The following is a 23,857-nucleotide window of genomic DNA, read 5'->3' as shown; positions in this document are numbered from 1 at the left end:
AAGGTTGGCAAATTAACCTGTCATATTAACAAGGAGCACTTTTTATATAAACAAAGAGCACTCTAGCCAAACTGTTTTAAGAAGCGTACGTCGTTTTGGAAAAACAAGCGCAAATCATCAATACCGTAATATAACATCGCAAAGCGCTCAATACCCATCCCAAAAGCAAAGCCGGTGTATTTATCGCTATCAATACCGCAGTTAGTCAGCACCTGTGGATGTACCATACCGCAGCCCATGACCTCAAGCCATTTGCCATTATCATCGAGGATATCAACTTCAGCTGACGGCTCGGTAAATGGGAAGAATGACGGGCGGAAACGAACGGTCAATTCTTTGGCAAAGAACGCTTCTAAGAACTCACTAATCAAGCCTTTTAGCTCAGCAAAGGTACTCGACTCGGTAACCATGAGCCCTTCTAACTGATGGAACATTGGCGAATGGGTTTGGTCTGAGTCGTTGCGATAGACGCGACCTGGGCAAATAATACGAATCGGCGGCTCATTTTTTTCCATGGTGCGAATTTGCACCGGACTGGTATGCGTACGTAATAAATAGTGCGCATCAAAATAAAAAGTATCGTGCATCGCGCGTGCTGGATGATGCGAGGGAATATTAAGGGCTTCAAAATTATAATAGTCGCTCTCAACTTCAGGGCCGGTAGCGACATTAAAACCCGCTTGAATGAAATACTGCTGCATACGCTGGGTAATCATCGTCACTGGATGTAAATGACCTTTTTGACCACCGCGAGCAGGCAAGGTGATATCAATGCTTTCGCTTGCAAGCTTAGCATTTAATGCCGCCACTTCTAGCTGCTGCTGCTGCGCGGTCAATGCATCTTGAATACGGCTACGGACTTGATGTAACCAGCCGCCGTAAGTTTTTTTATCATCGCTGCTCAGTTTGCCCATCTGCTTTGACCAGCCAGTTAAGGGGCTCTTTTTACCCGTCAATTGCACACGCAAATCTTGTAATAAGCGGACATCATTGACTTGTAGGATTAAGGCTTCAGCGGCACTGGCAAACTCAATCAGCTGGGCTTCAGTTAGCTCGCTCAGTTCTGAGGATAAGGTCGGTAGCGCCGACAAATCGGTGGTAGCAGCAGGGGTAGTCATAAGACGCATTCTTCCTGATTTAAACGGACTATTAATTATAGTGATAGGTAATTGTAGGGATTTGACCAAATATTGCAAACCATTTACCCATTCATTTTAAACTAAGGGCGTGTAATATGAATGGCTTGAATATTTAGACAATAAGAAGTGCAAGTTCAGATAAAACAGGTTACCGCTTAGCGGTGATAAACTGACCATAAAATAATTTAATATAAAAAAAGCCACCGACCAGCGGTAGCTTTTATTAATATCGTACTATTAATCAATATTAGTCCTATCCATTCAAGTAATCAAAAAAGCTGAATACCTAAAGGACGGTTAATATTTAGGCCAATTCCGCTTTTGCTTTTTCAACCAAGGCGGTGAAAGTCGCTGCATCATGCATAGCGATGTCAGCAAGTACGCGACGATCGATTGCAATGTTAGCTTTTTTCATGCCATTGATAAAGCGGCTATAGCTTAAGCCGTTTAAGCGTGCACCAGCATTGATACGTGCAATCCAAAGACGACGGAAAGTACGTTTTTTGTTGCGACGGTCACGATAAGCATATTGACCAGCTTTGGTCACTGCCTGTACCGCTACGCGGTAAACACGTGAACGGGCACCGTAGTAGCCTTTTGCGCGCTTTAAGATTTTTTTGTGACGGCGATTTGCCTGTACACCACGTTTTACACGGGCCATAAATTACTCCAAGATATTTTTAATCATTATTAAACGAATCACGATGTCATTAAATAGTTGAATAATAGACATCGTTATCAGATTGCAAAGTCAGATGTTTTTAATTCAGTCGCTATTTATTAAATAGCGCTTAATTAAAGATAAATGACGATAGCCTTATTAGATGTATGGGCACATACGACGAACTGCTGCTTCGTCAGACTTGTCCACCATCTTAAGACCGCGCAACTGGCGAATACGCTTAGCTGATTTCTTGGTCAAGATATGGCTTTTGAATGCTTGCTTACGCTTAAAGCCGTTCGCTGTTTTTTTGAAGCGTTTAGCTGCACCGCTTCTGGTTTTCATCTTAACTTTCATGATGATTTGCCTCTTTGTCTTTGATAGAACCTGGTCGTCAAATAGTCAATAACGAATAGTGGCTGTAAAAACAGGCACTAAACCTCTATTTGCCTCGAGGTGGGAGGCGCCATTTTAACAGATCATGCGCAGTTTTGCCAAGGAAAGTTTCAGCTCGGTTTAGCGTATGTTGTTCTTTCTAATCACAAATACCATGGCGCTTATTTTAAGTAGTTAAACCTTGGTCATTAGCCACTTAAAACACAAGCTTAGAAATAGAAACTAAGCTATATAAACTTAATAAAACTAAGGTTAGCTGAGTCTAATTTACAATTATTATTTTATCAAAATTCCGCTCAGGTATAATTGTGCTTTATTTACTGCTTTAACATATTGAATGTCAGCCTAAGCTGTGTTTAAGTAGAGAGTGAACACTGATAAAGCGCTCTCATAAACGGTAGATAGGCTAAATGACTTCATAAGCTTCTTTTTATTGATGAGTGCTTTTTATTAAAACCTATTTTTTATTATTAATTAGTTTGTATTACTAATTACTTTCTACTTATAAGACGATAGACGATGACTTTACCTGCTTGGCTTGCTGCCGTAAATTTTAATGCTGATGGTTTGATTCCTGCAATTGCACAAGATTATGTGTCAGGGCGTATTTTGATGATGGCGTGGATGAACGCCGAATCCTTACAATTAACCGCGCAAACGCAGACGGCGGTGTACTTTTCGCGTTCGCGTGGCAAGTTATGGCATAAAGGCGAATCTTCTGGGCATACCCAGCGCGTGCATGATATTCGTCTAGATTGCGACGCCGATGTGATTGTCCTTAGCGTCACTCAAGCCGGTGGTATTGCTTGTCATACCGGCCGCGAGTCTTGTTTTTATCAGCGTTTGGATTTGTCAGGGCAAACACCTGAATGGCAAACAGTCGATAAAGTATTAAAAGATCCTGCAGAGATTTATCAGACAAACGCCGCTGCAAAAGCCACGCCTGAAATTAATGAAGCGGCGGCGGAAGATATAGACCATTCGAACACCCATCAAAATAACAACCTTGCTACCACTCATTCTATTTTGCAGCAGCTTGATAAAGTATTGGCCGAGCGCAAACAAGCGGATGCTGACAGCTCGTATGTAGCCAGCTTATACGCCAAGGGTTTAAATAAAATATTAGAAAAAGTCGGTGAAGAAAGTACCGAGAGCATCATCGCTGCTAAAGACTTTGCCAATTGCGATGAAAGCACTGATAAAACCCAATATGACGAAGCGCGTCATGAGCTTATCTATGAAGTCGCTGATGTCTGGTTCCATACCTTAGTAGGTTTGGCTTGGTTCGATATCGAGTCAGAGGCGGTATTAAATGAATTAGGTCGACGCTTTGGTCTCTCAGGTATTGATGAAAAAGCGGCGCGCTAGCGTTCTTTAAGCTTAGCCATTACCCTGTTTGATTATTGTTGCTTTCACCTTTTTGTCATAACGGCAGGTTATAATAGTGTGACGTGTTACTTCGCATAAGCTGTCGATAGATTTTGTGTACGACAGCAATATTCTATACACTCAACGTATTCCTATAAAGACTGAAAACCAAGACATAAGGATAGCATTATGGGCAGTTTTTCCATTACGCATTGGCTGATTTTATTAGTGGTGGTGGTTGTCGTATTTGGCACCTCCAAACTAAGAAATGCCGGTAAAGATTTGGGCGGCGCGGTCAAAGGTTTTAAAGAAGCCGTCAAAGACGAAAATACTGAACATGCCAAAAAGCAAGTGGTGCTCGACCATGATGGCAAAGCACACCCTGAAGAGCGCCCAACAACCACTAAGGTTGATGACAAGCATAATGTATAGCATTTAGACAGTGACATCGGAACATTATGTTTGATATTGGGTTTTCTGAATTATTGCTTTTTGGCGTCATTGCCTTAATCGTCTTGGGGCCAGAAAAGCTGCCCCAAGCGGCGCGCACTGCTGGACAATGGTATGCCAAAATTCGCCGTACGGTTTCTACCTTGCAGTCTGAAATCGAAGCGGAGCTTGACTTAGCTGAGACGCGCCAGCAAATGCAAAAAGAGCTGGCCAAAATTCGCCAAACGGAAGCAGAAATGCGCCGTGAAATGGCAGAGATGCGCGGCAGTATGCAAGAGTTTTCATCCTCGCAGAATCAGCATCTAAAAGCAGCGCATCAGCCTACAACCGATAAAGTGGATAATATCAATAATAAAAACGATGTTCAAAAAGGCGGTAATTCGCCCGCGGCGCCAAAAGAATTTGACTATGCCTATGACAGTGATGGGTCAGATAAAAAGTTAAAAGAGCCTGAACTTTCAGAGAGTCAAGGTAATGATGATAGCGACACTCAACACATCACTACACAAACAACTCAAAGCAACATTCAAAATATCAGCACCAAACCGTGGGAAAATATGTGGTTCCGTCTTGGCGCTTATGATAAAGCAAGGCGTCTGCCGCAAGCGCCCTATTTACCCAATTATAAAGCCGATATTTTATTAAACAGCCCTGTCAACCATTTGGACAGTCCTTTACCCAAACAGGCTTCTGTTAATAAGCAGGAGAATGATTAGTGGGCTTATTTAAACGTAAAAAAAGCCGCGAAGAAAAAATAATGGATGCAGATATTAAGGCTGCAACAGAAACCCTTGAGAGTAATACCGATAATGAGAACGTCGATAACAGTAAGGTCAATAGTAGTACTGTCGATAACATTAATGTCGATAGTAATAATGAGGACTCTGGCGATATCTTAAGCTCACTTGGCGATATGCCGATTACCGAGCATTTGATTGAGTTACGTCGGCATCTGATTAAGATATGCGTCGCGGTATTGGTGATATTTTTAGCCTTGGTCGGATTTTCACGCGAGCTGTATGATTTTTTATCTGACCCATTGGTTGCTCAGTTGCCCGCCAACTCGACGATGATTGCGACCGATATCACCTCTAACTTTATGGCACCGATACGCTTGACCATATTTGTCGCGGCATTTTTTGCGATGCCGTATATTTTGTATCAAATCTGGTCGTTTGTCGCACCCGGTTTATATAAAAAAGAGAAAAAAGTCGCCATTCCTGTACTGATGTCCTCGATATTTTTATTTTATGCGGGCGTGGCTTTCTCTTATTTTATTGTACTCAAAGGCGTACTTAAGTTTTTTATCATGTTTGCACCGCAGAACGTCTTGCCGATGACAGATATCGACAGTTATTTAAGTTTTGCGCTCAAATTATTCATGGTATTTGGGCTGACGTTTGAGATTCCAGTGGTCACCTTACTATTGATATTGGCGGGTGTCGTCTCCATTCAGAGCTTAGAAGATAAACGCCGTTATATTATCGTCGGCTGTTTTGCCGTTGCGGCGGTCGTTACACCGCCTGATGGCGTATCGATGTTGATGCTCGCGATTCCGATGTGGTTATTGTTTGAGCTGGGATTATTTTTAGCGAAAATCTTAATCAAAGAAGAGCGCAGCCTTGATGCAGCAGACGATATAGAATTGAAGAAAGAATAGCTCTACTTATCAGACACTTATTGCAAAACAGCCAACGCGCTAATCTGTTAATATAACCTGCTTATTTCCACCTTTATTTTCTACTAACTTTTTTATTATTGTCCTGTGCGCTTGCAATTTTTTTGCAATCAACATCATGACCAGTCGGCCATTGTCTATGCAGTGGCTTTTTTTACCCCCGTTATTTTTGTCCCCATTCTAGTTTTTAGGTAGCTTTATTATGTCCGCATCTATGCCAGCTTATATGAGCGATCCCACCGATGAGCAGCTGAACGCGCTAAATATGGCGATGGATCACAAGTCATTTAAAGTGGTCGCTTATGCGGGCGCAGGGAAAACGACGACGCTCAAATTAATCGGTGAGCGTCTGCGTGGCCGCGGCTTATATTTAGCCTTTAACAAAGCAATTGCCAACGATGCGCGGCAAAAATTCCCCGGTCACGTCGATTGTCGGACGTTTCACTCACTGGCTTATCGTCATGTACCACGTGATATCACCGCAAAATTGTCGTTGCCAAGATTTTCACCCAAACGTCTGGGTGATGATTTGGGTCTGCAACCGGTACAAGTCCGTCGGCAAATGGATGGGATGAATAAATATATTACCCTCACGCCAGCGCGCTTGTCGCGGTTTGTCAGTGATGCGGTGAGCAATTTTTGTAGTACCCACGCCAGCTATCCTGCGCCAAGGCATATTGAATTTCCAAGTTGGCTCGATGATTCTGATGCCGAGCAGCTGCGTGAAATACTCTACCCTGCCGTTGAGCAGCGCTGGCTACAGTCAATTGATGCGCGCCATCCGGCCGGTATCGGGCATGATATTTATCTTAAATTGTGGGCATTATCGAAGCCCAGTATTCCCGCAGATTTTATCTTATTTGATGAAGCGCAAGATGCCGATCCCTTGATGATGGGCATTTTGACCCAGCAGCCACGGCAAGTGATTTATGTAGGCGACGCCCATCAGCAGATTTATGAGTGGCGCGGTGCGGTCAATGCGATGAAAAAACTGCCATTGCCGCAAACCTTATTAACGCAGTCATTTCGTTTTGGCGAACCGATTGCTGAGATTGCCAATACCTTGCTCAAAGCCTTACAAGAAGACGTGCCATTAAAAGGCAATCCAAATAAGCAGTCTTCTACCGAAAAAGGCATGGTTCATAGTAAAAAAGACGCCATTCTTTGCCGCACCAATGCTGCTGCTATGTCGCAATTGCTAACGGGCTTAAAACTCGGTCACCGCGTGGCGTTGCAAGCGGATACCGATCGTATGCTTAAATTCTGTCAGGCAGCCGAAAACTTAAAAAATGGTAAATCGGCGTATGGCGTCCCTGAGCTGGCGTATTTTTATAATTGGGGTGACGTCCAAGAATATTCTGAAACCAATGAAGGCAGCGACCTTAAAACCTTGGTCAAATTGGTCGATGATCATGGGACTAATGTGCTCAGCCAAGCGGTCAATAGTTTATCCAGTATTGAAAATGCCGATTATGTCATCTCAACCGCGCATAAAGCCAAAGGGCTTGAGTGGGGTAAAGTACAACTAGATGATGACTTTTATTATGATGTGACAACCAATGCGGTAAAAATCAGCCCAGAAGAGCTGCGTCTGCTCTACGTTGCTTGCACGCGGGCACAGAGCAATTTAGATATTCATAATATTAAAGACTTGATATCAGGATTACAGACGGGTAAAAAGGTGGTTTTTGGTAATTCTTAGTTTTCTCTTTTATCTCACACCTCATAGTCTTTGCCGACCTCAATTTACAGTAACAGCTTACCAACCATGAATAACACTCCATCTTTATCTCAAGCACTACAAGAGCGCCAACACACTATTCAGCGCTTGTTTGCCAACCCCGTTCGTCTCCTTGCGCCTATGGAAGGCTTAACCGATCCTTTAATGCGCCAAATCCTAACCCAAATTGCGTCAGACTTGGGTCGCCCTTATGATTGGTCGGTCAGTGAATTTATTCGCGTCACTCAGCATGTATTGCCAGCACACGTTTTTTATAAATACGTGCCAGAACTACATCATGATGCCAAAACCGCATCCGGTACGCCGATTCATATTCAGCTACTCGGTAGCGAAGCGCAATTGATGGCAGAAAACGCCGCCTATGCGTGTGAGCTTGGTGCGCCGGCGATTGATATCAACTTTGGTTGTCCGGCTAAAACGGTCAACAGCCATCGCGGTGGTTCAGTGCTACTTGATGAGCCCGAAGTGATGTATGAGATTATCAGCGCCGTACGCCAAGCGGTTCCTGCTCATCTTCCCGTATCCGCAAAAATTCGCTTGGGCTATACCGATACCAGTCGCATGGATGATATCAAAGCTGCCATTGCTGCGAGTGGCGCCGATTGGCTAACCATTCACGCACGTACCAAGACCCAAGGCTATAAGCCGCCGGCTTATTGGGATAAAATTCAGAATTTTAATACCTTAGATATTCCAGTGATTGCCAATGGTGAGATTTGGAATAGTGAGCATGCGCAAAACTGTATGGCGCAGTCAGGTACTACTCATCTGATGCTTGGTCGCGGTGCAGTTACCCGACCTGATTTAATTGCTCAGCTCGATACTAACAGTTCTAAAAACCTAGAAAATACAGCGATATTATTGTGGCAAGATTTAATCACCCATCAGATTAAATTTCTAGAGGGCGTCGCGAAAAGCGATGTGGTTTTAGTCGGTCGTTATAAGCAGTGGTTAGCGATGCTGACCAAAGGCTATAGCGAGGCGAAAACAGTATGGGACGATATCAAGCGAGAAAAAAATAAAGCAGTGATTATCAAGGCGCTACAAGCAAGCGTTGCTTAATGAATCACTACCTTATTGATAACATACTCTATTGCTAAAACAGCGCGTTTTACAACAGCGCGCTCAGGCTAATCGACTTACATACTGACCCGAATCGCTAAATAAAATAACATCAATGAGCAGGCCATTGATAGCGTCCAAAGAATAGAGCGAAAGGTAGCTAAATTGGTAATATAGGCCACGCAAAAACCAATACGAATCAGCACATAAAGCCAAGCGATGGTATTAATAATTAATTGCGGTACAAAAAACAGCATCGCAACCAACACTGCCGCCAAAAATATAGGCAAGGTCTCATAGCTGTTTTGCTGGGCGGCATTAGCCCGCGCGGCAGCTCCCGTCGTCCCTTGTAAAAAATCACGCGGATGGGCATTGTCAGCCAAATTAAAGCCACCAATTGCTTTTGCCGTAAGCGCCATCACTAGGGGCAGCAAACTTGCCACCACCATTGCCCAAATACCTGACGCTGCGCTATCGGGAATCAACCCAAAGAATAGACTCATTAGTATAATCTTCCCTATCTTGCAATGACTTCAAAATCGTGAGTCACATTGACACCGCCCTGTACTAGCATGCGACTGGCTGAGCAGTATTTTTCTGCAGACAGTTTGATTGCCTTTTCGACTTGGCTTTCTTTGACATCTTGTCCGGTCACCACAAAATGCATATGAATGTCAGTATAAACGGCTGGCACGGTTTCGGCACGCTGCGCGGTCAGCTCACAGCGTACGTCTGTCACTTCTTGGCGCGACTTTTGTAAAATTGCAACCACGTCATAGCTTGCACAGCCACCAAGCCCTAATAAAATCAGCTCCATTGGGCTTGCGCCTTTTTCTTTATCGGCATCGATTTGGACGTTATGTCCTGATGGGGACACACCCATAAAGGCTTTATTTTCTTGCCACGTAACGCTTGCTTTTGACTCTGACATCTTAAATATTCCTTGTTTTAATTGGTACGATTTTGAATGTGCATGCTTCTTAATTCACATGCTTCTTAATTCACATGATTTTTAATTTGACATGGTTTTTAATTTGAATAGTAACGGTTTCTTATTTTTTGAAGAACAATGTCTTTTGGAAAAATAATGTCTTTTGCTAGTGTAGCATAAGCCAAAACGAGATTTATAAAGCCATATCCTTGTTTACCTTTTATAAACCGTTTCAGCGCATGTCTTTTAGAAATCACCATTTCACCCTGAATCTGATTGTTAAGTATTTATCACGATAATATTATTCAAACTTATTACTCTTATAAGATCCATCATAAAAAACTTACAAAAGTCTAATTATAACCCACTGATTTTAAAGCATTAATCTTGTGAAACATTTTATAGCAAAATACTGTTACACATTTGGGTTGTTTCTTGGTTTAATAACGGTAATGAATCTTATTTTGCCATGGTATCGATAACAGTCACCCTATAATAATTATGATTGCTGTCACTGTACCTTGTTGAAATAAGCTATTTTTAAACAATTCAAAAGGGTTTAGTCATGATAGATGCAGACGGCTTTCGCGCCAATGTCGGCATCATCTTGGCAAATACACAAGGGCAAGTTCTGTGGGCAAAACGTATTGGTCACAACGCTTGGCAGTTCCCTCAAGGCGGCATCGACCGCGGGGAGACGCCGATGGATGCGATGTATCGCGAGCTCTGGGAGGAGGTCGGCTTACATCCGCGTCACGTGGATTTACTGGCGGTCACGCAAGATTGGTTGCGCTACCGCCTGCCGAAACGCTATGTGCGTCATGGGCAGTATCCTTTGTGTATTGGGCAAAAACAAAAATGGTTTTTGCTGCGCTTAGATGAGCCGAATACTCAACATATCCGCTTTGATGAGGGTAAACCAGAATTTGACCATTGGCAATGGGTCAGCTACTGGTATCCACTCGGACAAGTGATTCATTTTAAACGTGGGGTATATCGTCGCGCCTTGCAAGAATTGGTGCGCGAACTACCCCTTAAACAAGAACTGATTATTCCAGAACAAAACAACCATTTGTTGGTGGAATAAATAGTTAGATTTATTGTCTTAGTAGTAAATACGAAAAAGCCTGTATCACTCGATACAGGCTTTTTCGTATTTATAATTGCTAAAATTATGGTTTGATAGCAACCTTTAAGACCCCATCACGCTGATGCATAAATAAATCATATGCTTCTACAATATCGTCTAGCGCATAAGTATGTGTCACCATCTCTGATAAATCCACACGACCTGACTCAATGACATTCATCAAACGACGCATGCGTTCCTTACCACCTGGACAAAGTGCCGTACGAATCGTATGATCGCCAAGACCAGCAGCGAAATTCGCTATTGGAATGACTAAATCCTCAGAATAAACGCCAAGACTTGAAAAAGTTCCACCCGGTTTTAATATCTTGATGCATTGATTAAAGGTAGCTTGCAAACCTAATGCTTCGATACTACTATCGACACCACGCCCAGCAGTGATTTTCATGATTTCATCAACCACATCAACTTCTGTGAAATTAAGCGTAATGTCCGCTCCTAATTTCTTCGCCATCGCTAGACGCTGATTGTTACCATCAACAGCGATAATCAGTGACGCACCTTTGAGCCTTGCCCCAGCAGTAGCACATAAGCCAATAGGCCCTTGTGCAAAGATAGCGACAACATCACCGATCTGAATATTAGCGTTTTCTGCCCCCTTGAAGCCTGTTGACATAATGTCAGGACACATCAGCACTTGCTCATCCGTCAATCCATCTGGCACTGGACATAGATTGGCCTGTGCATCAGGCACTAGTACATACTCTGCTTGCGTACCATCAATGTGATTACCAAAGCGCCAACCGCCGGTCGCTTTATAACCATGACAAGAGCATTTGCCATCGACATCAAGATAGCCACCATCTTGTGAGGGGAAGCCATCTTGGCTAGCATAAGAGGTAAATGTTGGACAAATCGCGCCAGCGATGACTCGTTGCCCTTCTTTATAACCCATCACTGCACTACCTAGCTTTTCAATAATCCCTACCGGTTCATGCCCAATTGTCAATCCTTTTGCAACAGCATACTCACCTTTAAAAATATGAATATCGGTACCACAAATCGTCGTAGTGGTAATTTTTAATAAAGCATCGTTCGGGCCGACATCAGGAATTTTCTTATCAACAATTTCAATTTTACCTGGCTCAACGAATATTAATGATTTCATCATAGTCATATCGTACTCCTTGTTAAACTGACCTCTGATTAGAGGGTAGTAGGCATTATTAATGGCGCTTAAATGACCTATATATCCAGTTTATGTCATCAGAGTCACTATTAACAGGTAAATCCCTAAATATATTGGGGATTTACAATTACCTCTGCAATAAGGCTTAAATAATAACTAGAAAAGCCTAGCCATCAGTCATAGTAAAATGACCATAGATAAATTACTCATATTCTCGACTCTGTAGTTGAGCACGTAAGATAGGTTTGGCATCGATAGGACTTGAAGATTGATTTAAAGTCAGAATACTTTGGGTGCGAGTACCGTATGTCGGGACGGTAGCATCCATGCTAAACAAAGCAATGGGCTCAATATAAATAGAAGATAGTGCTCGCTCAATCTGCTTAGCAACACCCGTTTCGGGTAATTTATTTTCTGGCGCTGGCGTTTTATCAGACATCACTGCAAACGCCGCTTCTTGCCAATATTCAGGAGCGCTATTTTCAGCAATCAAAGGCAATACTTCTTGTCTTAAACGGCCACGTAACTTCTCAGTCTTAAACCACTCTTCCTCAGGCTGACCGTTTGAGAATACATGCAGCCCCGAGTGTAAGGCGGTTGGTGCATGACCACGATTATTGACAATCACCGCTTGCGCCGCATCACCAATAATAAGATTAAAACCCGCATAATCTTGCAGGCTGATTTGCCGAGCAAAATTCATCGGGCTTACAGTACTGGTCAAGAAATCTGTCACCAATGCACCGCGCGAGCGTTCGTCATTACTTGCTTGCACGCCATCTCGAAAGTTTAATACCGCCGCCCAGCGACCATTTTGCTTGTAAAAATTGCCATATTGCTCTTGATGTATACCAAGCCATGTGCCGCCACTTTGCTTATCACGCCCTGCATAAACAGGCTTATCCGCCCACTGATGGAGCGGCTCTGTCGGACGCTGCAAAAACTCATCACGATTGGACAATAAGACCAAAGGTAGCTCATCAAATAACTGCCAAGCAATGGCGACAATACACATAGTTTTCCTTTTATAAGATTATTAGGTGGTGTTTCAACATAAAAGAGGGTCGTTCAAAATAGCGTTCTGCTGGGATAAAATTTTCTCGCTTGCTGTGGACTTCGCTCTCCAGAGGCTTCACAAAATTTATCCCAGCAGCACTCCCATCAGCACTGTATTCTTTTTAAATTGAGTCAATTATATGGTTCTGGTTTAACATTAATTGGTGCTTAATTTTTTATCGGCAGGGTAGCTGATTTGATACGTCGATTGCACGACTTGCGCTTGTTTACTTGGCAAATCCAACTCCCAAGCGACCATGCCTTTATTATCATTCCAGTCTTTTTGGCTAATAGCTGGCGTGTGCGCCGCAGTGACTTTAATGCTGTCATCACTACTAACCGGCTCAGCGCTTAACACTTGCAAGCGCACGCTACGATTGTGCTGATTGGTAAACTGATAAGCTTGGGTGATGGTTTTGGTTTGCTGACGGTTAAACACGCCTTTATCACCTTGTTTATTCTCATCGGTCAGCTGCTTCACCAGTAAACTTGGGTCAATACCAAAACCGATACCCTGCTCTTTTAGGTTTTGATAATTATAGCGCGACTGTCCAACATAGTTATCGTCGCGGTATAACTGCAACGAGCCATCAGCCCAAGCGGGCGTCAAAAACGGCGCGGATGCATACCAATAAGCGGCGTTCTCAGCACTTGGCGTGCTACGTAGCCAAAGCTTACTGGTGCCAGATTGCTCATCAATGACCGTGCGTACGCGTCTGCCGTCACTTGGAATACTCACACGCTGCGGCAGTCTATATTCGGTGATGCCATTTTTATTTTGACTGCTGACGCTAAAGCTCGGTAGCGGTGGCATATCATCTGCACCGCCGCCATAATTGTCTCTTGCAGACACGACCACTGGCGCTGCTTCCATCATTGGTTGTGCATAACGGCTTAACTTAGCCTGCTCTTCCTCATATAACGACAAGCGCTCAACTCTTGGCAACTGACTGGTCGTCGTTTGATTGGGATTAACGGTGCTTAAGATAACCGGCACGTTGTTCCAGTTCTCTCCCGTTTGTTGGGCGATGATGGCAGAAGCGGTGATATTCAGCTGCTTACTATCGGTATTTAAGCGCGCTTGATAAGTCGGCTCCCAGCTGGCACCGCGTGCTTGATAATGCAGTTTAACGGTGTTTGGCGTGCGACTGGCAGTACGTACACTGACTTGGGTCACACTATTCTGTTTCGAGGTGGTACTGCCCGCTAGCAGCTGATTGAGTGCATCTTTCGCTTGTGCCTCTCGCTGTTGTAGCTCGACAATCCTTTTATTAATATTGGCCGCTTGCGTTTCTAAATCGCGGGCATTATTCGCAAGAGTACCAGCCGTATTGATTTGCGTCACTTTAGTAAGGTTTTGCAAATAGGCTTTGGTTAAACGTGCCGCTTCTAATTCAGCGCTGATATCGGTGAGATTGTTTTTTTGGCTCTGTATTTTAGTGTCGCCTTGATACTGGCCATATTGACATTGTGCCGCTTGCTCAGCGCTCAAGGTTTCGATACTGAATTCGCCAACATTGACATTGCCCAATGCTTGAACGCTGATACTTTCGGGGTCAATAGTCGGCGATAAGCAAGAAAAAACTAGCGTTTGCTCGCCGCTACCATTAATGGGCAAGGAACGCGTTACGCTGGCTAAGCCTTGATAAATGGTAATGTTATCAATATTGCTCATCGCTGCTTGTGCATTTACAGGAACCCACAGCGTTAGGCCTGATGCTACTACGCCTAGCAAGGATAGTTTCGATAAATATGGCTGCATAAGGGTTCCTTAGAAATTGAAGCGCTTTTTTTCATCTTATCGGTTTTTGCAACGCTTTGCTATCCATTCAATTAACCATTCACTTATCACAGTATTCGCAACGGATGAATTTTGCTATTATGAGCTACATTCCATTATCAATAATATGATGCTCTTATGATGATTCACCCTCAGTATGATCCCGTAGCGCTATCTTTGGGACCAGTAGAAGTGCACTGGTATGGCTTAATGTATCTGTTGGCCTTTGCTGCCGCTTATGGTCTGGCGTGGTATCGCAGCACTAAACGCGACAATTGGACCACCGATATGGTCTCTGATTTGGTCTTTTATGGGGCGCTTGGCGTCATTTTAGGCGGTCGTATCGGCTATGTGCTGTTTTATCAATTCGGCGAGCTTTTACAAAACCCTGCGTATCTGTTACGAGTTTGGGAAGGCGGTATGTCTTTCCACGGTGGTTTTATCGGCGTCATGCTAGGCATGTGGTTCTTTGCTCGTAAGTATAAAAAGACTGCCTTTCAAGTGTTCGATTTTATCGTGCCTTGCGTGCCGACGGGCTTATTATTCGGTCGCATCGGTAACTATATCAATGGTGAGCTATGGGGGCGCGTCTCAGACGGTGGCTACAACTGGCTGACTTATTTCCCGCAAGCCGCTGCCTTTGATATGGAGCAATTACAGAGCAATCCTGAGCTACAAGAGTTGATGCTTGAGGTAAATGGACAGTATTTACTACCGCGTCATCCATCGCAGCTATACGAAGCCTTTGCTGAGGGTCTGCTACTATTTATCTTTTTATGGTGGTATTCATCAAAACCGCGCCCACGTATGGCAGCATCCGCGGTCTTCTTATTGGGCTACGGTATCAGCCGCTTTATCATCGAGTTCTTCCGTCAGCCAGACGCTGACCAAGGCTTTATCTTATTAGGCTGGATGACCAAAGGGCAGCTCTTAAGCGCACCGATGATTATCGCAGGCTTAATCATGCTGATTTACGCTTATAAACGCGGTATTTATGATTGGGGTAAACAGTCAGCTTATTAAGCCCTACTTAGCAACAACTACCCTATTAAAAGCTATATTAAGCATTATTTTAAGAACTATATTTTAAGAACCATATTCTTGAGAAATAAATTAAAGAGACGTTTTCACAGCGTAAAAGAGCAATTTTATGAGCAGTCATTACCATAACAGTAAAAATGAGCAAGCCTATTTAGATTTGCTACAACACGTCCTTACTCATGGCACTGAAAAAGGCGATCGTACTGGCACCGGTACACTGAGTCACTTTGGCGCGCAGCTACGTTTTGACTTAGCCGATGGATTTCCCTTATTAACCACCAAAAAAGTCCATTTCAAATCCATCGTTTATGAGCTATTTTGGTTTTTAAGTGGCAGCACCCACGTCGATTATTTACAAGAAAATAACGTGCGCATCTGGAACGAATGGGCGACCGCTGAACAAACCGCGCGCTTTAACCGTCCAGCGGGTGACCTCGGCCCTATTTATGGTCATCAATGGCGCAATTATGGCGCGACCAAGCGTGAAGATGGCAGCTATGAGAACGATGGCGTCGATCAAATCACCCAAGTTATTGAGCAAATTAAGAACAACCCCAACTCGCGCCGCTTAATCGTTTCTGGTTGGAATCCCGCTGAAGCGGAGCAAGTTGCGTTGCCGCCTTGTCATACTTTATTTCAGTTTTTTGTCGCGGACAATAAACTGTCATGCCAGCTCTATCAACGCTCAGCGGATTTATTCCTATTATACCCCCATAACAATAATGCACAATACGGAGTAATAGATCGTATATAATGCAATACATAACTTAGTCTATGTATTGAGATAGTGATTATTATGGATGTTAAAGTTTGTTTTGATACAAAGTTAGATTTATCTAAGTCTTGTTTACTCAATGAGATTCCAAATTTATCATTGAACAAAACCGTAACAGTGAATGGTGTTGGAGTATTTGATGATGATGGCAAGATCCTTCCTCTTGTTTCTGAGTATTTGTCGTATCGAACCAAACATCAAATAATCTCTTATAAATCAGCAGTTACTTATGGTAGAAACCTAAGCTACTTCTTAAGTTATATTCGTAGTCGTCCAGATTATGATGACAGTGAATCTGATGAAGTATTTATTACAGTTCCAAAATACGTAATTCAAGAATACCTGACATTTTTAATCCGTGAAGACCATAAGAACTCATCTACTGTTAGAAGTCGAGATGAGACAATACATGCCTTCATCGAATACCTTTGTAGCCCTACAGAAGACCGTGATAAGCTTAGACAAGATAACCCATATAGCGATGGCTTGCTATCAAAACCACCAAAGCGCACACCGATTAGCTCTTGCACACTTGATGACCTTTTCATATTGATTGAATTTACTGATTCAGAACGAGAAAGAGCTTTACTCCAGTTTTTATACGACTCTGGCTTACGTCGTTCAGAACTACCTAGAGTTACTCTTCAAGACTTTAAAGATATTACTAGCCTTAATTCTGAAAAATATATTTCCCGCGATACTGACCTGCCTATTCATCCCGACTATGTATCTTTGAAAGTTAAAGGAAGTAAGGGCCGTGGTAATCAAATTAAGCCACGCTGGACTTTGCTTAGCTTAGTAACTATCAAACGTGTGCAGAAATATCACGCATCTCCCTTGTATAAAAAATACGCTCGTAAATATTTAAAGCCGTCTGAAACACCAGCGTTCCTTAATGCTGAAGGCACTCCTTACACCCCAAATTCAATCAGTAAGCTACTTGAACGTATAAGTAAACGCGCAATCAAACACGGTCGACTCAATCGACTGATTTCTCCCCACAAGCTACGGCATGGCAACGCTTATTCAATACTACAGTCAAAGGATTTAGGGTCTAACTATGTAGATCGGCTTGCTATTGTGCAGAATTGCTTAGGCCACAACCATCTTAGTACTACACAGATATACACTAATATCCCTCAAGATATCTACAAGAGCATGTGTGACGAGAATGGTGATACATTAACCAAAGCTGAGAAAATGAAGCGCTTATCTGAACAGACACAGTTAAGAATTGGCATTAAGGACATCAAATGAAAAACATTGGAATAACCATTGATGAGATTCATGAGGATTTTCCTGAGCCAGGAACTTTAGGTACAGACTTTAAGAACGTTGAAGAAAAACAACCGATTAAAGACGCCGAAGCAGCTGTTATAGAATGGGTATCGAAAACAGCTGGAGATAAAGAATCACTATGGGAAATACCAATTAGTAAAGCGGATAATACTTTAGGCTTCAGTGTAGCTGTTAAGCATATTCAGAGTGCTGTAGGTGTCTCATACTCTGTTGCACAAAAATATAGGGGTCTTACTACTCCTTTAATTGAAAGGATGATCGAAGAAGGTATTCTAGTAATACCAAGTGAAAGCTACGAAGCGGCTGGCATCGAAAACACTAGAAAACTTTTGAATTGGTACAGAAAGCTAACTGTAGAGGAAAAGCACACTTTACCTATTTTCGGCAACAAAATTTCGATAGGAAAAATGTCTCCAGAACAACTACCTATAAAAAAAGGATCCTTAGAATTTAATGTTGTTAAAGATGCTTGGGAATTTATTCACAAAGACTTAGAAAAAATTGGAATTATTGATGCGAATTATAAAAGCGTTGCTGAAAGAACAAGCGAAGCGAATGTCAATAGAAGAAATCATAGTGAAAGTCAGATAGAGCGTTTTCATAGACTCGCAGCAAGAGAGCTAAATGCAGCTGATGACTTCTTCCCTCCTTCAAAATTAGAACCGTTTATTCAGGTTGAGCAACTGTTTGCTTGTAGTAGCAAAACTGTCTCTTCAAAATCAGGCAAGAGTAATTATAGAGTTGCGAGTAGTTCATTTATAGAGTTCTTATCTAAACTGTATGGAAATAAACCCTTTAGAATCGTAACAACTTTTGATGAATACCTATTATCTAGATATCGGAAATATTTAGAGGGCAAGGTAATAAATAAAGAAATATCAAGTCATCATGCAAATACAGTTTTGAGTTCAGTCCGTATAACATTGAATCGGCTGACTCAAGTACGCGATATAGAATATAGCTTTTTCAATATAAATGGATTTGCTACAACTAGAGAAACAGATGTTAAAAAGCCATTTACAATGAACGAGCGGCTTCAAATATTAGATGCTATTGAAAAAGGATTGAGCGAATCTAGAAAAGCCCTCAAACCTTATAAGAAAACGGGTTTAGGCAGCAATCCTTTGGACGAAAAGGGTTCAGTCATTAGAGGCCTTTCGACACTAGAGAATGCGCGATGGCTCTTTGAAAACCGCTTAATGTGTAAGCCAGTTCATTACAATACAGCTAAATCACCTATTGAGAAGTCTTTCTTAAGAATTATTAATGATTCAGATAAGGGTTTGATAGAGGTATACAACGACTGGGGCATTACCCCAATGATAAATATGGATACACTAACGCCTTACGTTTTAAGGCTTGCTCAAATTACTGGTTTAAATGCAAATCCTTTACTTTCTCTTGATATAAACGATTATGTAGATTCCCATCCGGCAACATCGCGGCCTTGTCTTAGATATTGGAAAGAAAGGTCTGATGGTCATAAAGAATACCACCTTGATCTTTTCAATGCAGAACTGACATGGCTTACATCATCTCAAGCTCAGTCGATAAAAGTTATTTTTGAAGAGTTGGAGAAATTAACTGGTAGTTTTCGACAAGATATTGAAGATGATGCCTTTAAAGATAGGTTGTTCATCTATCAGTCGAATAGTACAAAAAAGCACGGCAGAGTATCTCCACTATTAGGAAACAAAGAAAAAAATGCAGAAGCATTGGGAGCTAGTTTGTCCAGGTTTGTTAAGAAATATAATTTAAAAAATGATGCAGGAGACCCCCTAACTCTTACAATAAGTCGGTTCAGACCAACATTTGTTAGTGAGATGCTTAGAAATGGCGTAACTGTACGTGAGATTCAGCTCATGTTGGGCCACTCCTCACTCCAAACAACTCTCGGTTATATAGATTCTCTAGATTTTAACTCCATGAGTAGAATGAAGATAAATGATAAATTAGAGGAGATACATCAATCGACTTTGGATAAACAAGTTGAGAAAGTGCCAGAAGATATAAAGTCCAAAAAAAATGATGAATTGGTAACAACCTTTCATACTCCTCTAGCTGAATGCAGAAATATTTTTGACCCGCCAGATTTTGTAAAAAATCTTTCATCCTACATACCTGGTACTCCATGCTCACAATACAATAAATGTTTGGGTTGTGACAATGTCATTATTACAGCTAAGAATCTTCCTGAAATTTTTGCAATGAAGCGTGACTATACGCTTTTGAAAGAGCACTCTCGTGTCATGGATACACCCTATGGGCATGTTATTTCAGAGAATTTAGAGCTGATAAAAGGCATCACAGAACCAGAACTATCTAATTTTTCCTTAGAAGAATTAGAAAATGGGCGGCGTTTAGCAGAATACATTGAAACGACCACACTAGTTGATGGAGTAATCTAATGGACTATGAAAAAAAGCTAAATGTATTAGCAGGCTTTGCAGAACATCGTTTATATGTCTTAGATGCTCTAGACCATGCTACAGTTCAAAAGAAGAAACACCTTCAAAATAATTACACAGATGACATAGAGTATGTGACGTACCTTATGGACAAACCTGTATCGAAATTATCAAAGTTTTCTGACATGTGTTGGAATTTTAATAACGACTATCCTAATGCTGCACAAAATGTCCAGGGAGCAAAGCTCCGCATTAATTTTTCAAAGTATACAGAGATCCCAATATTCGTTTTAACAGAAATTAAAGTTATATTGGAGTTGGCTCTGCTAAACAATTCGATTTTCAAGCCTCAGGAAAAAAAGGGGAAAAGCCGAATAAAAAAAGTCTTAAAAGCAAACTCTTTAATTACAATTTTTGAAAATGGATTAACGTTTATTAATGAAATATTTAAACAGGCATCTCATGAGCTAGGCTATGAGTTTGTTCAGGAAAAAATCAGAACACTCTCCGATATAACACCCGAACTGTATTCCAAAGCTGCTGAGAACTATGATCGCGTAAAAGGTGTAGAGCTAGATAAATTTTTCAAATATCTACGCAGCCCGGCTTCTGTCAAGTATGTATTTGAAAAGCCTGTTGCTTATGTAGAGTTAAATAGCCTGAAATGGAAGAGACTTGCTAATACTAATACTTCGAAAAAAGAACAAGTACTGCCAGATCTGGTATTTGAATCTCTATCGAAAATAGCTTCCTTTATCATAGTTGACTTTTTAAGTGCTATAGGAGCTAAAGAAAAAATATCTGATGTCCACTCTTTAGAGCGCTTCAATACAAGCGACTATTTGTCATGGGCTAAGCAAGAACAAGTCACTCATGAAATTCTAAATGGGTATATTGCTATGAGACTAGGAACTAAAGGCTATCCCTCAAGTTTCATTACAAATATAATTGAACCCCATGATTGGATGCTAAAAAAAGACTCTAGTGTCATGGGTGGACTAACTTTACGTAAAGCATTGAAAAAACGTGGTTATAAGTTAGATAATCTTAGAGAATACTTTAACCTCGTAGCGTATGCATGCACATATTTAGTAGGCCAGTATACAGGTATGAGACCATCTGAACTATCAGAAATAAGAGTTCAAGATTGTTCGTGCTTAGTTCAAGATGACGGCGTTTGGCTTATTGAAAGTACTGTCAAGAAACATAAAGATGAAATTAGTACAGGCTTGTTTGACGATAGATGGGTAGCTATACCGATTGTTAAAGATGCAATATTAGCAGCATCGTATATTTCAAAAATTAAAGTTTCACCTTACTTAATTTCTAATGTAGATACTGTTAAACCAGGTAGTTCCCCTCAGTCGATGGCTAGTAAGGGTATTACACATCAAATGAATAGTTTTATAGGCCAACTGTTAGGCAAAAACATTGCTGATGAACTGAAGTTTAATCCTTACATGCTAAGACACACATTAACATATCAATTGTTTAAGGCTGAAGTTGGATTGCCTCTTATATCGTTTCAATTGAAACATTTTGTAGAGAGCATCTCTAAGTACACATCTACTGGCGCTACCTCGTCAGTTACGTTAGGCTACGGTGATATAGGTGAGATGCTGTCAAAAGACGGTAACCGAAAAGGTGATACGAAATCACTGCGCCGAGCAGCTGAATTAGATGCTATTAAAACTGCCCATAATCCAAATGGTACATATTATGGTGGTAAAGCGAGTGAGCATAAAAAAGGTCTGATCAAGACGTTTAATGGATATATGGCTGAAGGATACACAGAGGATGAGATTTATGAGGCTATGGTAGATCAAGGGGTTGCCATGGTCTATATGGGACAAGGGCTTTGCTATGGTGGTAGAGCAGAAGAGTATGACTCAAGCCTACCATGTATTGGTTCGCTACGTTGTAACCCTGCTCGATGCAAACAAGCCGTTGTAACTACCAAGCATGCTCCTAAATGGCGTGAAGTTTACATGTTAAATAAGAACAACCTCAATAAACCAGAATATTTGGAGTCTCGTGAGCAAATTCTAGCAGCAATGAACGAGGCCAAAATGGTATTGGAAAATCTTGGTGAGGCAATCGAACTATGAGTAATGAAGCTTATGATCAAAAAAATAATGATGACTATGAAGCAATAACTTCTGCTCTAAATATTGCCCTAATAGATCTTCAAAATAATAAAAAACTAAAACCCACTATAGCGCAACTTTCGAAGATGACTGGTATTCATCGAAATACTATTACAAACCGTGGTTGGCCTGTCCAAAAGCTAAATCAGCTCAAAGATATCAGAAAAGCTGAAGAGAAATCGCGTAAAGAAAAAAAAGCTATAGATAACGCTGATGTTAAGAATGTGCTTGAAGCAAAGATGATTCAAGCACAAAATGAGGTTATCTACTGGTTTAATGAATATCAAGATATAAAAAGAGTCGCTCAACACTCAGATAAACGGTTACAAAAAATGAAAGAGTCACGAGATTATTATAAAAAACAATCTGATACAGATAAAAGGTCGTTATTAGAAGCTAGACAGGAGATTAAAAAACTGAGACAAATGTTAGCTTTAAAAGATGCAACACCGAACCAGCTGATGCACTAATCTATCGAAAACTACCTATGCTATAAAAAGTATAAACTTAATTTCCTTGTACTTAAAGGCTAGTAAGAGCCTAGCCAACAAATATATACCTTATAGCATAAATCACATATATTAATACTTTATGCCTAACAGAAATTTATCATCTTTCTAAAATTTTAATCTATATTTGTATCAAACTGAGAATGGATACGCGATAGACTCATGATACTGGTACCCTTCCACTTCAAAATCGTCCAATGTTACCCATGTCTCAATATCTTCGAGAGACTTAATTTCAGGGTTAATGTGAAGTTTAGGGGCTGGATACGGTTCGCGTTTTAATTGCACATCACGCATTAACTCTAATTGGTCTTCATATATATGTGCATTTACAATCTTGTGATAAGCTTTTCCAGCCTCATGCCCCGTAATTTGAGCCATTAAAGCCAATAAAGTAAAAACCTGGACTTGATTGAAATTTTGACCTAATGGCACATCACAGGAACGTTGGGATGAAGTTAGATATAGCTTTCCTCCTAACAATGAAAACGTATGGGTATGCATACAAGGACGCAAACATCCCATATGAAACTCACCTGGATTATAGAAAGTTAGGATTTCACCTCGATCATCAATACCATTCCGCAAGTTATCATAAATCTTACGAAGCTGGTCAAACTCCTCTCCTACTGAATTACGCCACCTGCGGCCCTGTACACCATATACTCGGCCCATATCATCCTCACCTTTACGATAAGGATTAGCTAACCAAGCTTCATTTTCATTGGCATTGGCACTCCATGTATTGCATCCAATAGCTCGAAACTGAGCTGCGCTATCATAACCACGTAGATACCCCAATAACTCTGCTATAGCCGTTTTCCAATAGCTTTTTCGAGTAGTCACTAAAGGAAACTCATTAGCGCCTACGTTGTATTCTAAATCAGCATTAATAACGGTTAAGCAACGCTTTCCAGTCCGTTCATTTTCGACCCACACGCCTTCATCAACTATACGTTGACATAAATCTAGATATTGTTTCATTCAATAACCTTAATTGGACTGTATACTTTTCTCGTGAGGTAATTTCTTATTGCCCGTGATCACAACACGTTTTACCTCATGATTTCATTGAGCATTATAAAGTTTAAAGGCTTGAATGTACAAACCTGTTCGTACAGACTCACTGACTCAATA

The 23,857-nt window shown here is 41.4% G+C and carries 22 protein-coding genes; 13 read left to right on the top strand and 9 right to left on the bottom strand.

What is annotated here, in order from left to right; translation table 11 throughout:
* Nucleotides 1-62: 62 nt before the first annotated feature.
* From pheS to rpmI, 3 genes are all read right to left on the bottom strand, one after another.
* A complete protein-coding gene (pheS, locus tag PG901_RS12550) occupies nt 63-1,118 on the bottom strand; it encodes a phenylalanine--tRNA ligase subunit alpha (RefSeq protein WP_201629325.1) in 1,056 nt (351 codons plus the stop codon).
* Between the two features lie 325 nt (nt 1,119-1,443).
* Nucleotides 1,444-1,800 (bottom strand): 50S ribosomal protein L20, encoded by a 357-nt coding sequence (gene rplT / locus PG901_RS12545; protein WP_011281252.1) that lies wholly within the window; start codon nt 1,798-1,800, stop codon nt 1,444-1,446.
* A 159-nt stretch (nt 1,801-1,959) separates the two neighbouring features.
* The gene (gene rpmI, locus PG901_RS12540) at nt 1,960-2,157 is read right to left on the bottom strand and encodes a 50S ribosomal protein L35 (protein WP_011281253.1); all 198 of its coding nucleotides are present in this window, start codon (nt 2,155-2,157) and stop codon (nt 1,960-1,962) included.
* Nucleotides 2,158-2,715: 558 nt separating this feature from the next.
* On the opposite strand from rpmI, the gene hisIE reads away from it, so the two are divergent.
* The 6 genes from hisIE (at nt 2,716) to PG901_RS12510 (ending at nt 8,495) form a co-directional block, all read left to right on the top strand.
* Complete coding sequence (hisIE, locus tag PG901_RS12535; protein WP_201619622.1) at nt 2,716-3,564, top strand: bifunctional phosphoribosyl-AMP cyclohydrolase/phosphoribosyl-ATP diphosphatase HisIE; 849 nt, start codon at nt 2,716-2,718, stop codon at nt 3,562-3,564.
* A 189-nt stretch (nt 3,565-3,753) separates the two neighbouring features.
* The gene (gene tatA, locus PG901_RS12530) at nt 3,754-3,996 is read left to right on the top strand and encodes a Sec-independent protein translocase subunit TatA (RefSeq protein ID WP_201563635.1); all 243 of its coding nucleotides are present in this window, start codon (nt 3,754-3,756) and stop codon (nt 3,994-3,996) included.
* Between the two features lie 26 nt (nt 3,997-4,022).
* The gene (gene tatB, locus PG901_RS12525) at nt 4,023-4,730 is read left to right on the top strand and encodes a Sec-independent protein translocase protein TatB (RefSeq protein ID WP_271134625.1); all 708 of its coding nucleotides are present in this window, start codon (nt 4,023-4,025) and stop codon (nt 4,728-4,730) included.
* 197 nt (nt 4,731-4,927) lie between these two features.
* Complete coding sequence (gene tatC, locus PG901_RS12520) at nt 4,928-5,674, top strand: twin-arginine translocase subunit TatC (protein WP_442966920.1); 747 nt, start codon at nt 4,928-4,930, stop codon at nt 5,672-5,674.
* A 220-nt stretch (nt 5,675-5,894) separates the two neighbouring features.
* Nucleotides 5,895-7,394 carry a UvrD-helicase domain-containing protein gene (locus tag PG901_RS12515; protein ID WP_271134623.1) on the top strand — a complete coding sequence of 500 codons (1,500 nt, stop codon included), beginning with the start codon at nt 5,895-5,897 and terminating at the stop codon, nt 7,392-7,394.
* 66 nt (nt 7,395-7,460) lie between these two features.
* On the top strand, nt 7,461-8,495 hold the full coding sequence (locus PG901_RS12510; protein WP_271134622.1) for a tRNA dihydrouridine synthase: 1,035 nt from the start codon (nt 7,461-7,463) through the stop codon (nt 8,493-8,495).
* Nucleotides 8,496-8,572: 77 nt separating this feature from the next.
* On the opposite strand, the gene PG901_RS12505 is transcribed toward PG901_RS12510, so the two are convergent.
* Together PG901_RS12505 and PG901_RS12500 are read right to left on the bottom strand one after the other, a co-directional pair.
* The gene (locus tag PG901_RS12505) at nt 8,573-8,998 is read right to left on the bottom strand and encodes an MAPEG family protein (protein ID WP_201619617.1); all 426 of its coding nucleotides are present in this window, start codon (nt 8,996-8,998) and stop codon (nt 8,573-8,575) included.
* A 14-nt stretch (nt 8,999-9,012) separates the two neighbouring features.
* Nucleotides 9,013-9,426: an OsmC family protein gene (locus PG901_RS12500; RefSeq protein WP_271134621.1), complete on the bottom strand. Its 414-nt coding sequence runs from the start codon at nt 9,424-9,426 to the stop codon at nt 9,013-9,015.
* Between the two features lie 565 nt (nt 9,427-9,991).
* Here PG901_RS12500 and PG901_RS12495 point away from each other — a divergent pair.
* Nucleotides 9,992-10,513: an RNA pyrophosphohydrolase gene (locus PG901_RS12495; protein WP_068403735.1), complete on the top strand. Its 522-nt coding sequence runs from the start codon at nt 9,992-9,994 to the stop codon at nt 10,511-10,513.
* Between the two features lie 85 nt (nt 10,514-10,598).
* On the opposite strand, the gene PG901_RS12490 is transcribed toward PG901_RS12495, so the two are convergent.
* The 3 genes from PG901_RS12490 to PG901_RS12480 all read right to left on the bottom strand — a co-directional run bounded on the left by PG901_RS12490 (nt 10,599) and on the right by PG901_RS12480 (nt 14,523).
* The gene (locus PG901_RS12490) at nt 10,599-11,693 is read right to left on the bottom strand and encodes an NAD(P)-dependent alcohol dehydrogenase (protein WP_271134620.1); all 1,095 of its coding nucleotides are present in this window, start codon (nt 11,691-11,693) and stop codon (nt 10,599-10,601) included.
* A 214-nt stretch (nt 11,694-11,907) separates the two neighbouring features.
* Nucleotides 11,908-12,720, bottom strand: a complete 813-nt coding sequence (locus PG901_RS12485) for an NRDE family protein (RefSeq protein ID WP_271134619.1) — start codon at nt 12,718-12,720, stop codon at nt 11,908-11,910.
* 198 nt (nt 12,721-12,918) lie between these two features.
* Nucleotides 12,919-14,523 carry a DUF4139 domain-containing protein gene (locus PG901_RS12480; protein ID WP_271134618.1) on the bottom strand — a complete coding sequence of 535 codons (1,605 nt, stop codon included), beginning with the start codon at nt 14,521-14,523 and terminating at the stop codon, nt 12,919-12,921.
* A 156-nt stretch (nt 14,524-14,679) separates the two neighbouring features.
* On the opposite strand from PG901_RS12480, the gene lgt reads away from it, so the two are divergent.
* The 6 genes from lgt (at nt 14,680) to PG901_RS12450 (ending at nt 22,681) form a co-directional block, all read left to right on the top strand.
* Nucleotides 14,680-15,564 (top strand): prolipoprotein diacylglyceryl transferase, encoded by an 885-nt coding sequence (gene lgt, locus PG901_RS12475; protein ID WP_201563655.1) that lies wholly within the window; start codon nt 14,680-14,682, stop codon nt 15,562-15,564.
* Between the two features lie 127 nt (nt 15,565-15,691).
* Nucleotides 15,692-16,336 (top strand): thymidylate synthase, encoded by a 645-nt coding sequence (gene thyA, locus PG901_RS12470; protein ID WP_271134617.1) that lies wholly within the window; start codon nt 15,692-15,694, stop codon nt 16,334-16,336.
* Between the two features lie 42 nt (nt 16,337-16,378).
* Entirely contained in the window at nt 16,379-17,614 is a 1,236-nt protein-coding gene (locus PG901_RS12465) for a tyrosine-type recombinase/integrase (protein WP_271134616.1), read from the top strand.
* Nucleotides 17,611-20,064, top strand: coding sequence for a tyrosine-type recombinase/integrase (locus tag PG901_RS12460; protein ID WP_102077600.1), 2,454 nt, complete (start codon nt 17,611-17,613; stop codon nt 20,062-20,064). Before PG901_RS12465 ends, PG901_RS12460 begins: the two co-directional genes overlap by 4 nt.
* Nucleotides 20,064-22,172: a site-specific integrase gene (locus PG901_RS12455; RefSeq protein WP_102077601.1), complete on the top strand. Its 2,109-nt coding sequence runs from the start codon at nt 20,064-20,066 to the stop codon at nt 22,170-22,172. Before PG901_RS12460 ends, PG901_RS12455 begins: the two co-directional genes overlap by 1 nt.
* The gene (locus PG901_RS12450; RefSeq protein WP_102077602.1) at nt 22,169-22,681 is read left to right on the top strand and encodes a hypothetical protein; all 513 of its coding nucleotides are present in this window, start codon (nt 22,169-22,171) and stop codon (nt 22,679-22,681) included. The genes PG901_RS12455 and PG901_RS12450 overlap by 4 nt, the downstream gene beginning before the upstream one ends.
* 171 nt (nt 22,682-22,852) lie before the next feature.
* On the opposite strand, the gene PG901_RS12445 is transcribed toward PG901_RS12450, so the two are convergent.
* The gene (locus PG901_RS12445; protein ID WP_102077603.1) at nt 22,853-23,704 is read right to left on the bottom strand and encodes a thymidylate synthase; all 852 of its coding nucleotides are present in this window, start codon (nt 23,702-23,704) and stop codon (nt 22,853-22,855) included.
* Nucleotides 23,705-23,857: the final 153 nt, after the last annotated feature.

This window comes from Psychrobacter sp. ANT_H3, from assembly GCF_027919975.1.
GTDB classification, from domain to species: Bacteria; Pseudomonadota; Gammaproteobacteria; order Pseudomonadales; family Moraxellaceae; genus Psychrobacter; species Psychrobacter maritimus.
This window is presented reverse-complemented; position numbering and strand designations above follow the sequence as displayed.

Excerpts from the sequence above, each read along its gene's own strand:
- PG901_RS12495 (WP_068403735.1), top strand. The coding sequence starts at position 9,992 with ATGATAGATGCAGACGGCTTTCGCGCCAATGTCGGCATCATCTTGGCA.
- PG901_RS12455 (WP_102077601.1), top strand. The coding sequence starts at position 20,064 with ATGGACTATGAAAAAAAGCTAAATGTATTAGCAGGCTTTGCAGAACAT.
- PG901_RS12490 (WP_271134620.1), bottom strand. The coding sequence starts at position 11,693 with ATGACTATGATGAAATCATTAATATTCGTTGAGCCAGGTAAAATTGAA.
- PG901_RS12445 (WP_102077603.1), bottom strand. The coding sequence starts at position 23,704 with ATGAAACAATATCTAGATTTATGTCAACGTATAGTTGATGAAGGCGTG.
- hisIE (WP_201619622.1), top strand. The coding sequence starts at position 2,716 with ATGACTTTACCTGCTTGGCTTGCTGCCGTAAATTTTAATGCTGATGGT.
- rpmI (WP_011281253.1), bottom strand. The coding sequence starts at position 2,157 with ATGAAAGTTAAGATGAAAACCAGAAGCGGTGCAGCTAAACGCTTCAAA.
- pheS (WP_201629325.1), bottom strand. The coding sequence starts at position 1,118 with ATGACTACCCCTGCTGCTACCACCGATTTGTCGGCGCTACCGACCTTA.
- tatC (WP_442966920.1), top strand. The coding sequence starts at position 4,928 with ATGCCGATTACCGAGCATTTGATTGAGTTACGTCGGCATCTGATTAAG.
- tatB (WP_271134625.1), top strand. The coding sequence starts at position 4,023 with ATGTTTGATATTGGGTTTTCTGAATTATTGCTTTTTGGCGTCATTGCC.
- thyA (WP_271134617.1), top strand. The coding sequence starts at position 15,692 with ATGAGCAGTCATTACCATAACAGTAAAAATGAGCAAGCCTATTTAGAT.
- rplT (WP_011281252.1), bottom strand. The coding sequence starts at position 1,800 with ATGGCCCGTGTAAAACGTGGTGTACAGGCAAATCGCCGTCACAAAAAA.
- PG901_RS12510 (WP_271134622.1), top strand. The coding sequence starts at position 7,461 with ATGAATAACACTCCATCTTTATCTCAAGCACTACAAGAGCGCCAACAC.
- PG901_RS12515 (WP_271134623.1), top strand. The coding sequence starts at position 5,895 with ATGTCCGCATCTATGCCAGCTTATATGAGCGATCCCACCGATGAGCAG.
- PG901_RS12500 (WP_271134621.1), bottom strand. The coding sequence starts at position 9,426 with ATGTCAGAGTCAAAAGCAAGCGTTACGTGGCAAGAAAATAAAGCCTTT.
- PG901_RS12460 (WP_102077600.1), top strand. The coding sequence starts at position 17,611 with ATGAAAAACATTGGAATAACCATTGATGAGATTCATGAGGATTTTCCT.
- PG901_RS12465 (WP_271134616.1), top strand. The coding sequence starts at position 16,379 with ATGGATGTTAAAGTTTGTTTTGATACAAAGTTAGATTTATCTAAGTCT.
- PG901_RS12485 (WP_271134619.1), bottom strand. The coding sequence starts at position 12,720 with ATGTGTATTGTCGCCATTGCTTGGCAGTTATTTGATGAGCTACCTTTG.
- PG901_RS12480 (WP_271134618.1), bottom strand. The coding sequence starts at position 14,523 with ATGCAGCCATATTTATCGAAACTATCCTTGCTAGGCGTAGTAGCATCA.
- PG901_RS12505 (WP_201619617.1), bottom strand. The coding sequence starts at position 8,998 with ATGAGTCTATTCTTTGGGTTGATTCCCGATAGCGCAGCGTCAGGTATT.
- tatA (WP_201563635.1), top strand. The coding sequence starts at position 3,754 with ATGGGCAGTTTTTCCATTACGCATTGGCTGATTTTATTAGTGGTGGTG.
- PG901_RS12450 (WP_102077602.1), top strand. The coding sequence starts at position 22,169 with ATGAGTAATGAAGCTTATGATCAAAAAAATAATGATGACTATGAAGCA.
- lgt (WP_201563655.1), top strand. The coding sequence starts at position 14,680 with ATGATGATTCACCCTCAGTATGATCCCGTAGCGCTATCTTTGGGACCA.